This is a genomic window from Aeromonas sp. R1-1, from assembly GCF_040908495.1.
GTDB classification, from domain to species: domain Bacteria; phylum Pseudomonadota; class Gammaproteobacteria; order Enterobacterales; family Aeromonadaceae; genus Aeromonas; species Aeromonas veronii.
The window spans coordinates 41,680-52,420 of record NZ_JBFODV010000074.1 but is presented as its reverse complement, the minus strand read 5'-3'; the positions used below and the strand labels follow the sequence as shown (position 1 = coordinate 52,420).

Sequence of the window (10,741 nt, the reverse complement as noted above, 5' to 3'; positions counted from 1 at the left end):
ATGTCGCTCTGGCAGGGACGACAGGATCCGGAAGATGGTGAACTGGCCCTGCGCTGGCATGACAAGTTGCAGCCCTGGGCTGCCGGGGCACAAGAGGCAGCTGGTGTAGTGCTGCTCGGTTTTGCCTGCGATGAAGGGGTGCGCCGCAACAAGGGGCGTGTCGGCGCCGCCGGGGCGCCGCTGGCGGTGCGCAAGCTGCTGGCCAACACTGCCTGGCACCTGAATCGACCCGTCTACGATGGCGGGGATGTGAGCTGTACCGATGGGGATCTCGATGCCGCCCACGGCCGTCTGGCCGAGCGGGTCGCCGCTGCGCTTGATCTGGGCCACTTCCCGCTGGTGCTGGGGGGCGGCCACGAGGTGGCCTTCGGCAGCTGGAGCGGCCTCAACCGTCATCTTGGTGGCGAGGTTCGGGTCGGGATCATCAATTTCGACGCCCACTTCGACCTGCGCATGAAGCAGGAATTGGCAAGCTCAGGCACCCCCTTCTTCCAGATCGCCGAGCAGTGCGCCGCTCAGGGCACACCGTTTCACTACGCCTGCCTCGGGGTGGCCGAGACAGCCAATACCCAAGCCCTGTTTGCCCGTGCCAAGGCGCTGGGCGTGTGGCATGTGCTGGATGAGGCGATGACGCCGACCGAGCTGCCAGCCTTGCTAAGCGGGCTGGACGCCTTTATCGCCCACTGTGATCACCTCTATCTGACCATCGATCTCGACGTGCTGCCCGGCAACCTGATGCCGGGAGTGAGCGCCCCCGCCGCCCGTGGTGTGGAGCTGGCGGTGATCGAACCGCTCATTGCCCATATCCGGGCCAGCGGCAAGCTGAGGCTTGCCGATCTGGCCGAGTATAACCCGACGCTGGATCAGGACAATCGCAGTGCCCGCGTGGCCGCGCGACTGGTTCATCTGTTGACCCGTTAACCCTTTGGCCGCATATCGCCGAAGGCACCCTATTGATACAACAAGGAGTGTGTATGTCTGTGCAACAGCAGGATCCCCGCCATGATCCGAACCGCGTGATCCGTGCCCCGCGCGGCACTGAACTGACCGCCAAGAGCTGGCTCACCGAGGCGCCGCTGCGGATGTTGATGAACAACCTGGATCCCGAGGTGGCCGAGCATCCCCAGTCACTGGTGGTCTATGGCGGCATCGGTCGCGCTGCCCGCAACTGGGCCTGCTTTGACAAGATCGTCGAGGTGCTGACCCGGCTCGAGGAGGATCAGACCCTGCTGGTGCAATCCGGCAAGCCGGTCGGGGTGTTCCAGACCCACAAGGATGCACCGCGGGTGCTGATCGCCAACTCCAATCTGGTGCCGCACTGGGCCAACTGGGAGCACTTCAATGAGCTCGATAAGAAGGGCCTGATGATGTACGGCCAGATGACCGCGGGTTCATGGATCTACATCGGCACTCAGGGGATAGTGCAGGGCACCTACGAGACCTTCTTCGCGGTGGCCAACCAGCACTTCAACGGTGAACCCAAAGGGCGCTGGATCCTCACTGGTGGGCTCGGCGGTATGGGTGGTGCCCAGCCGCTGGCCGCCACCATGGCCGGTTTCTCGATGATCGCCGTGGAGTGCGACGAGACTCGCATCGATTTTCGTCTGCGCACCCGTTATGTGGACAAGAAGGCCCACAGCCTGGATGAGGCGCTGGCCATGGTCGAAGAGGCCAAGCAGAGCGGCGCCGCCGTCTCCGTCGGTCTGCTCGGCAACGCCGCCGACGTATTCGCCGAGCTGGTGGCCCGTGGCATCACCCCTGACGTGGTGACCGACCAGACCTCCGCCCACGACCCGGTGCACGGCTACCTGCCGCAGGGTTGGAGCGTGGCCAAGTGGCGCGAGCTGCAGCAGAGCGCGCCCCAGGAGGTGAACGTCGCCGCCCGCCGCTCCATGGCCCGTCAGGTGGAGGCGATGCTGACCCTGCAAGAGCGCGGCGCGGCGACGCTCGATTACGGCAACAACATCCGTCAGATGGCGCTGGAGGAGGGGGTGAAAAACGCCTTCGACTTCCCCGGCTTCGTTCCCGCCTACATTCGCCCGCTGTTTTGCGAGGGGATTGGGCCGTTCCGCTGGGTGGCCCTCTCCGGCGATCCGGAAGATATCTACAAGACAGATCAGAAGGTGAAAGAGCTGATCCCCGACGATCCTCACCTGCACAACTGGCTCGACATGGCCCGCGAGCGCATCGCGTTTCAGGGGCTGCCGGCGCGGATCTGCTGGGTCGGGGTCAAGGATCGGGTACGGCTCGGGTTGGCCTTCAACGAGATGGTGAAAAACGGCGAGCTGAAAGCCCCCATCGTCATTGGCCGCGACCATCTGGATTCCGGCTCGGTGGCGAGCCCGAACCGCGAGACCGAGTCGATGATGGATGGCTCCGATGCCGTCTCCGACTGGCCGCTGCTCAACGCCCTGCTCAACACCGCCGGTGGCGCGACCTGGGTGTCGCTGCACCACGGCGGCGGGGTCGGTATGGGCTTCTCCCAGCACTCCGGCGTGGTGATCGTCTGCGACGGCTCCGATGACGCTGCCAAGCGGGTCGGTCGGGTGCTGCGCAACGACCCGGCCACCGGGGTGATGCGCCACGCGGATGCCGGCTACGAGATTGCCATCAACTGTGCCCATGAGGCGAAACTGGATCTGCCGATGATTGACGGCGCCAACGGTGTCAAAGGAAAGGTGTAACACCATGTTTGAATTGACTATTACTCCGGGCGAGCTGGATCTTGCCACCCTGCGCCGCGTCAGCCGCGAGCCGGTACATGTTTCACTGGATCCGGCCGCGCTGCCGGGGATCCACGCCTCCGCTGCGGTGGTTACCAAGGTGATCGAGCAGAACCGGGTGGTGTATGGCATCAACACCGGCTTTGGCCTGTTGGCCAACACCCGCATTCCGGTGGAGCAGCTGGACGAGCTGCAGCGCTCCATCGTGCTTTCCCACGCAGCAGGGATTGGCGAGTACATGGATGACGCCACCGTGCGGCTGATGATGGTGCTCAAGCTCAACTCGTTGGCGCGGGGCTTCTCCGGCATCCGGCTGACGGTGCTTGAGGCCCTGATGACCCTCATCAACGCCGAAGTCTATCCGGTGGTGCCGAAGAAAGGATCCGTCGGCGCCTCCGGCGATCTGGCGCCGCTGGCTCATATGAGCTGCCTGCTGATCGGGGAGGGCAAGGCTCGCCACAAGGGCGAGCTGATCGACGCCGCTACTGCGCTGAAAATTGCCGGGCTCGAGCCCATCGCGCTGGCGCCGAAAGAAGGGCTGGCGCTGCTCAACGGCACTCAGGCCAGTACCGCCTTTGCGCTGGAAGGGCTGTTCCATGCCGAGGATCTCTACGCCGGTGCCATCACCATAGGTGCCATGAGCGTGGAGGCCGCCCTTGGCAGCCGTCGGCCGTTCGATGCCCGCATCCACGCGGTGCGCGGTCAGCGTGGCCAGATCGACGCGGCCGCCTGCTATCGCCACCTGCTGGTGGATGGCAGCGAGATCGGCATGTCCCATCACAATTGCGAGAAGGTGCAGGATCCCTACTCATTGCGCTGCCAGCCGCAGGTGATGGGTGCCTGCCTGACCCAGATCCGTCAGGCCGCCGAGGTGCTGGTGTGCGAGGCCAACGCGGTCTCCGACAACCCGCTGGTGTTTGCCGAGGATGAGGAGATCATCTCCGGTGGCAACTTCCATGCCGAGCCGGTCGCCTTCGCCGCCGATAATCTGGCGCTGGCCATCGCCGAAATCGGCTCGCTCTCCGAGCGGCGGATGGCACTGCTGATTGACTCGCGGATGTCCGGTCTGCCGGCGTTTCTGGTCAACAACGGCGGGGTCAACTCCGGCTTTATGATCGCTCAGGTCACCTCGGCGGCGCTCGCCTCCGAGAACAAGACCCTGGCCCATCCCGCCTCGGTGGATAGTCTGCCCACTTCCGCCAATCAGGAGGATCACGTCTCCATGGCGACCTTCGCTGGCCGCCGGCTGGCAGACATGGCGGAGAACACCCGCGGCATTCTGGCTGTTGAACTGCTGGCGGCGGCGCAAGGGCTCGATTTCCGCGCGCCGCTGCGCAGTACCGAGCTGATCGAGCTGGCCAAGGGGCGACTGCGGGCAGAGGTGAGCTTCTACGACAAGGACAGGTACTTCGCGCCGGATATCGAAGCGGCCGCCGCCCTGCTGGGCCGTGCCAGCTACAACGACCTGATCCCGGCCGGGGTGCTGCCCAGTCTGTAAGCCTTGATCCCCCTTCTCCCCTGGCGGGAGAAGGGTGGGGGATGAGGGGAAAGCTGCTTCACAGGCGCCGGTGACAGCCGGGAGCAGATGACAAAAGACCGCCCAATCGGGCGGTCTTTGCGTTTCTGACGTTGGTTGAACGCGGTTATTCGTGTTCGAACATCAGGAACAGATAAACCACGAACAACACCAGATGGGTCGCACCATGGAGCACATTGGTGCGGCCGCTGCTGAAGGTCACTTTACAGACCATCAAGGTCGTGACCAGCAGCACCATATCGGCGGGGGAGAGGCCGAGGCGTACCTCCTGACCCAGCATGGAGCCGATAAAGAGCACGGCAGGCACGGTGAGGGCGATGGTGGCCAGCACAGAGCCGAAGTAGAGGTTCATTGCCCGCTGCAGCTGGTTGTTGAAGGCGGCCTTGATGGCGCCGACTGCTTCGGGAGCTAGCACGATACATGCGACGATAAAGCCGCCCAGTGCCGCGGGCGCGTCCATCACATGCACCCCGTAGTTGATGGGGATGGCCAGGGTCTTGGCCAGCAGGATCACTACCAGCAGGTAGGCGAGCAGCAGGATGGTGTGATAGACGTTGCTCTGCAGCGGGCCGTGGTGCTCCTCATAATCCTCGTGATCGCTGTCGACGAAGAAGTGGCTGTGGCTGCGGGTCTGGATCAGCAGAAAGACCCCGTAGAGCAGGATCGAGATGATGATCAGCATCCACGACATGGCGCGCGACATACTGCCGATTGCACCACCTTCGGTGAAGTTGGGCAGCACCAGACAGAGCAGGGCGAGCGGGATGATGGCCACCAGATAGGATTTGACCCCGTCCAGATTAAAGCTCTGGGTGTGGTAGCGCCAGCCGCCAAACAGCAGGGTGAAGCCCACCAGACCGGTACTCACCAGCATCACTACCGCAAACATGGTATCGCGGGCCATGGTGGGGTTGGGCTCACCGGTCAGCATCACCGAGGAGATCATCACCACCTCCAGCGAGATGACCGAGAGGGTGAGGATCAGAGTGCCGAAGGGCTCGCCAAGCTTGATGGCGAGGGCATCGGAGTGGCGCACCACCGAGAAGATGGCCCAGGTGACGATGGCCAGTAGTGCCGCCGAAACCGGAAGATAGATCCCGAGCGGAGTTGTCTCTGTCAGCAGGTCACTGCCGAGCGTCTTGAAAAAGAGCAGGGTCAGCAGGCCAACGGGCAGGGCAATCTCTTGCCGGATAAATCTCTTCATAGGCAATGGTTCTCTATTGGGGGTCTTGACGACCAGATGACATAAACAGGCTGCCCGGTTATCAGTTGCGCAATAACCGGCTCCTTATGATAAGGGTTGTTATCCCTGTCAGGGCAGATCATTTTGTTGCTGAATGTAAATAAGGGGTGGCAGGAGGTGGTTCGACTTCACCACTGAGCCGGGCCCGGGCCTGCAGGGGGATTTACCCGCCTGATGGCCGAAGCTCTACCGCCAGCATCAACCTGATGATGTCGAGCCGCTGACCAAACCGTTTCACGGCCAGATCCTGCCATATCTGCGTTAGCTGGCCTTCTGGTGTTGTAACTGCCACTCCCGTTGCCAATGGGTCAGTATCTTCAGCGGCATGGGTTTGCCGAAGAAGTAGCCCTGGATCAGATAGACGCCGTGCTGGCTCAGATAGTCGACCTGCAACTGGCTCTCGACCCCTTCGGCGATCATCTCCATGCCCGATTCCCGACCGAAGACGATGATGGCATCCAGTACGCTGCGCTTGAGGTCGTTGGTGCCTATGGTATCGACGAACATCTTGTCGATCTTGATCTGGCGGATCCCCAGGCTCTGCAGGTAGGCAAAGCCGCCGTAGCCGGTACCAAAATCATCCAGCTTGAAGTGATACCCCATCTGTTGCAGCAGGGTGATCTCCTCGGTGGCCGCCTTGATGTCGAGGATCGGCTTGCGCTCCGTCAGCTCGAAGGTGAGCCGGGTGGGTGAGGGGTTTTGGCTGTGAGCGAGCAAGGTGCGCAGCAGGGGCTGCTCGATATGGGCCGCCACCAGATTGACGCTGACCCACTGCTCTGGCGCCAGCTGCGGCAGGTCGGTGATCACCTGCTCCAGCAGCTGTTCGGTCATCGGCAGGATCAGTCCCTGCTCCTCTGCATATTCGATAAAGGTGCCCGGAGGGATCAGCTCGTTTCCCCGCTGCCAGCGCAGCAGCGCCTCGAATCCCACCACTTGGTGGGTACGGGCATCCACTATCGGTTGGTAGAGGGGAATAAATTCCCTGCGTATCAACCCTGTTTGCAGCAGTCCCTTGAGGGAGCGCCGATAGCTGCGCAGCAGCCAGTATGTGACGCTTAACAGGGCACCGAGCGCGATACCGAACCAGAGACCGTAGTGATTGAGTTGGTCATAGGCATATTGCTCCAGCGCTTTTCCCGCCCAGACCGTCTGTTTGGTGAGTTCATTGGGATCGAAGAAACTGAGGCTGATATTGCTCTCTTCCTGTTTGATCTCCTTGTCGCCACGGGGAAAGTGGACTGTGCTTGCATCGGTATCCTGTCGGCTGAACTCCAGATAGAAGCAGTGGCTGCAGGGGTGTTGCAGCAGGTCGTGGCTCCAGCTGTTATCCAGCACCCAGTAGGCGAGGTTGTCGCCGGATCGGTAAAAGGCCACCAGCTCCTGTTCGGTATTGTATTTGGCCACTGTGGCGGTGATCCCCAACTTGCCAAACTTCTGCCCGCTGTTCTGGAGCTCTTTGATCAGCGGGATCTCCACCCCCAGGCTGGAGCAGCTGTTGCCGGAGGCGAGCTCCAGCCCTTGCAGGCGGATATGAGCGCTGTAGAAGCGCGGATCGCGCAGCAGCTCCATGTCTTTGGCGCCGCACTTGAACTCAAATTGTGCCAGCTGTTTGTTGATGGCGGCATCCAGCTCTCGGTGGCGTACGGCCATGGCTCCCTTGAGCTCGGCAACCTTCTCTTCCAGCAGATGAAAGGCCATCGGCTTGGCAAACCACAGGCCGAGAAACTGGCTGCCCACGATAGGCAGGACAAACAGCAACAGAGCGATCCAGACGGGTGATTTACGCAAAGGAAGTACCTGCCAGTTTCATGAGACACAAATGGACTTAGCCATCATAGAGCATTAGTGCAATCAATTTGAGTCCGAGTTGTCACACTTGTTGATTGATTTTTTAACCACATGATTTTAAATGTTTTTATTATTAACTTTGGCTAGATTCAATCGCTGACCTGTCATAAATGACAATTGCTCAGCTTATCCGAACTGCATTAGAGTAGCCCTGCGGTTTGACTCACCGTGTGTTCAATACTCCTGTATCTGTTTTTTGTCAGTAGCACAGAGTGTTAGTTTTGATATGAGTGTTCCTTTTGGTCCCCTTTGAGGGACCATTTTTCTGTCTGTCATCCCGCCCTTTCCCGCGTCTGTAGCCCGTCATCCTTGGTATTCTCCCTCTGCTTTGGGTTATGCTTGCCTGCTTAAATTGCAGAAGCGGGATCTTCATCCATAGCTGTGGCTCGATCGCCGCTGCTACCATGAGGCGACATGGATGATGCTGGGCATACGGAAAGGCGCATGAAACTCACTACACAGCTTGTCTCATTTATCACCCTTTGCGTGATCGCAGCCATGGCGACCGTGCTGATTGGCGGGGTGTTCAGCTTTCGCGAGCTGGGCATGGAGTTGCAGCAAAAGAAGGTCGATGCGCTGGTCGAAGTGATCGACAAGCAGCTCGATGTTGCTCACGACATGGAAGATATGAGCCACTGGCTGCCTACCCTGCTGCGGGCTGCCCATGTGGTAGAGCTGGAGGTGCGCCAGAATAACCAGCGGGTCTACTGGTTCCGCGATGTGCGCAATCCGGTCGACGAGCAGCTGCTGGTGCCATACAGCCACCCGCTGCCCCATCAGGCCGGCATGCAGGCGAACTTCAAACTGGAGCGCCCCTTCAAGGAGGCGGAATACTCCATCAAGGCGATGTCCGGCATCTCGCTGGGCATCTTTATCGTGGTGTTCGGTCTCTGGTACTCCATCCGCTGGCTGCGCCAGCAGTTGCGCGGGGCCGAGCTGCTGGGCATTCGCGCCCAGCTGATCCTCGATGACAAACTCTCCAAACTGAGTCATGACCCCGCCGAAGAGTGGCCGGTGGCCGCCAGTCAGGCCCTCGATCATCTGCTCGCCGAGCTGGCGGATGCCCGCAAGGAGCGCAGCCGCTTCGACAACTTCATTCGCAGCAACGCCTTCGTCGACAAGATGACCGGCATCGGCAACCGGCTGTTTTTCGACAACCGGCTGGAGAGCGCCATCATGGAGGCGAGCGTGATGAGCGGCGGCGTGCTGCTGATCGATCTCGCCTGTCTGGAGGAGCTGGAGGCCGATCAGTTCGAGCTGCTGGGGCACGATTTGATGATGGAGGCGAGCGCCACCATAGGTGCCTTCGTGCGCAAACACAACGGTGCCCTGCAAGCCCGCTATGCCGGTCAGGTTTTTGCGGTGTTGCTGCCCAATATGTCCGAGAGCGAGATGGTGGATAGCGCCAGCCAGCTGCTCAAGAGCCTGCAACGGCTGCACTGGCCGCAGGAGGTCAATCCGGAGACTGCGGTCTATCTCGGCGCCGTCTGTTATCAGGCAGAAGACAGCCTGCTCAAGGTGCAGGAGGAGGCTGAGCTGGCCCTCAAGAGTGCCCGGCTGCAAGGCCACAACGGCTGGTTCCTCTACGAGAAGCAGCTGGATGAGGAGCAGAGCAGCAAGGGGACGGTACGCTGGCGCACCCTGATCAGCCGCCGTCTCGAAGAGCACGGCATCGAATTTTATACCCAGCCGATCCAGCAGGATCGGGGGCAGGTGGTGTTGCAGCAGGAGTTGCTCACCTATCTGCACGACGAGCAGGGGCGTGCCCTGCAGGCGGGGATCTTCATGCCGATGGCGGAGAAGGTGGGCTTGTTGCTGCAACTGGATCGGCTGGTGGCGGAGCGCACTCTCACCCTGCTGCGCCAGCGCTCCGAGCAGAGCTGCCCCATCAGCCTGACCCTCAGTGCTCAGAGCCTGCTCAACCGCGAGTTCCAGCGCTGGCTCTTCTTCGCCCTGTTCCAGCTGCCACGCAGCACCAACGAGCGGCTGATCCTGCAACTCTCCGAATCCCAGGTAACCCGCCACTTCGAGGCGCTCAAGCGGCCGCTTCGCTCCTTGCGGATGCTGGGCTGCCAGCTGGCCATCGATCATGCCGGTCAGGATGTGGTGAGCACCCAATACATCAAGGAGTTCGAGATCAACTTTCTCAAGCTGCACCCCAGTCTGGTGCGGGAGATCCATGCCCGTCAGGTCAACCAGATGGCGGTGCGCAGTCTGGTCGGCGGCTGCGCCAATACCCGCACCCGGGTGCTGGCAGTGGGGGTGGAGAGTGGCGACGAGTGGAAGATGCTGCGCCACCTCGGGGTGCATGCCGGGCAGGGACCCTGGTTTGCCGAGCCCCAGCGGCTGGTGCTGGAACCGGCTGGTGATTGAGATAAACAACAGAGGGTCGCCTTGGGGCGACCCTCTGTTGTTTGCGATGCTGTTTGCGGTTGCCGTCAGGCGGGGATCACAGTCGCCCCTGCTCCCGCAGCCCGGCGAGCCCTTGCATACCGCCGGTGTGGATGAAGACGATTTTGCTGCCGGTGGCGATGCGGCCTGCTGCCAGCTCGCGAAACAGCCCCCACATCGCTTTGCCGCTATAGATGGGCTCAAGGGGCAGATCGGTCGTGTCACTGAAATCCTGCACCCACTGCCAGAGGGCCGGGCTGAATTTGGCGTAGCCACCATCGTGGTGACCGAGCGCGATGCGCCAGCCGGGGATATTGGCAGCCACGGGATGGAGGCGACACACCTCGTCAGCGATAAAGCCGCCTCCTTTCAGTACCGCAATGGCGAGGATCTGCTCCCGATCCCTTTTGCCGGCGATCAGGCCCGCCAGGGTGCCGCCGCTGGCGCAGGGCAGTACCCAGAGATCCGGCGAGAAGGGCACCTCGCCGACCAGTTCCGCCACGCCGGGGATGGCCAGCGGGCTGCTACCCCCTTCCGGCACGATCAGGGTATCGGGGGCATCGAATTGGGCCAGCCAGTCGGGATCCTGCCGTCGCCGGTAACTCTGGCGGTCGACAAAAACGAGATCCATGCCCCAGCGCCGGGCATCCTGCAGGGTAGAGTTACTGACGGCGTCATATTCGCCCCGTATGATACCGGTAGTACGAAGACCAGATTGGCACCCCGCTGCCGCCAGCGCGTGGATGTGATTGGAGTAGGCGCCGCCAAACGAGAGCAGATGCCGTTTGCCGTGCTCTTTGGCATGCAGCAGGTGGTATTTGAGCTTGCGCCACTTGTTGCCGGAGATGGCCGGATGGATCAGATCATCCCGCTTGCACCACAGCTCGACGCCATAGCAGGTCAGCAACGGATGGTGGAGGCGTTGCAGGGGGGAAGGGAGGATGGCTTGACCCTCTGGCTCGGCGGAAAGGATGGCTTGCAATGGTGAGTCCGTCTTTT

Annotated in this window: 7 protein-coding genes; 4 read left to right on the top strand and 3 right to left on the bottom strand. The window is 61.4% G+C overall.

The genetic code is table 11. The features are described 5' to 3' along the window. The 3 genes from hutG to hutH all read left to right on the top strand — a co-directional run. Positions 1 to 921: formimidoylglutamase (gene hutG, locus AB5Y92_RS04525; protein ID WP_368225737.1), on the top strand; the 921-nt coding region annotated here is incomplete at its 5' end. A 53-nt stretch (positions 922 to 974) separates the two neighbouring features. Beyond that, a complete protein-coding gene (gene hutU / locus AB5Y92_RS04520; RefSeq protein WP_368225735.1) occupies positions 975 to 2,684 on the top strand; it encodes a urocanate hydratase in 1,710 nt (569 codons plus the stop codon). 4 nt (positions 2,685 to 2,688) lie between these two features. Beyond that, positions 2,689 to 4,221 carry a histidine ammonia-lyase gene (hutH, locus tag AB5Y92_RS04515; protein WP_368225733.1) on the top strand — a complete coding sequence of 511 codons (1,533 nt, stop codon included), beginning with the start codon at positions 2,689 to 2,691 and terminating at the stop codon, positions 4,219 to 4,221. 145 nt (positions 4,222 to 4,366) lie between these two features. On the opposite strand, the gene AB5Y92_RS04510 is transcribed toward hutH, so the two are convergent. Both AB5Y92_RS04510 and AB5Y92_RS04505 read right to left on the bottom strand, forming a co-directional pair. Continuing rightward, positions 4,367 to 5,464 carry a calcium:proton antiporter gene (locus AB5Y92_RS04510; RefSeq protein WP_368225731.1) on the bottom strand — a complete coding sequence of 366 codons (1,098 nt, stop codon included), beginning with the start codon at positions 5,462 to 5,464 and terminating at the stop codon, positions 4,367 to 4,369. 300 nt (positions 5,465 to 5,764) lie between these two features. Further along, on the bottom strand, positions 5,765 to 7,291 hold the full coding sequence (locus AB5Y92_RS04505) for an EAL domain-containing protein (protein WP_368225729.1): 1,527 nt from the start codon (positions 7,289 to 7,291) through the stop codon (positions 5,765 to 5,767). Positions 7,292 to 7,795: 504 nt separating this feature from the next. Here AB5Y92_RS04505 and AB5Y92_RS04500 point away from each other — a divergent pair. Further along, a complete protein-coding gene (locus tag AB5Y92_RS04500; protein WP_199765753.1) occupies positions 7,796 to 9,724 on the top strand; it encodes an EAL domain-containing protein in 1,929 nt (642 codons plus the stop codon). Positions 9,725 to 9,800: 76 nt separating this feature from the next. Here the strand turns inward: AB5Y92_RS04500 and AB5Y92_RS04495 are convergent, their stop codons facing one another. Continuing rightward, positions 9,801 to 10,724 carry a 1-aminocyclopropane-1-carboxylate deaminase/D-cysteine desulfhydrase gene (locus AB5Y92_RS04495; protein ID WP_368225727.1) on the bottom strand — a complete coding sequence of 308 codons (924 nt, stop codon included), beginning with the start codon at positions 10,722 to 10,724 and terminating at the stop codon, positions 9,801 to 9,803. Positions 10,725 to 10,741: the final 17 nt, after the last annotated feature.

Excerpts from the sequence above, each read along its gene's own strand:
- hutU (WP_368225735.1), top strand. The coding sequence starts at position 975 with ATGTCTGTGCAACAGCAGGATCCCCGCCATGATCCGAACCGCGTGATC.
- hutH (WP_368225733.1), top strand. The coding sequence starts at position 2,689 with ATGTTTGAATTGACTATTACTCCGGGCGAGCTGGATCTTGCCACCCTG.
- AB5Y92_RS04510 (WP_368225731.1), bottom strand. The coding sequence starts at position 5,464 with ATGAAGAGATTTATCCGGCAAGAGATTGCCCTGCCCGTTGGCCTGCTG.
- AB5Y92_RS04500 (WP_199765753.1), top strand. The coding sequence starts at position 7,796 with ATGAAACTCACTACACAGCTTGTCTCATTTATCACCCTTTGCGTGATC.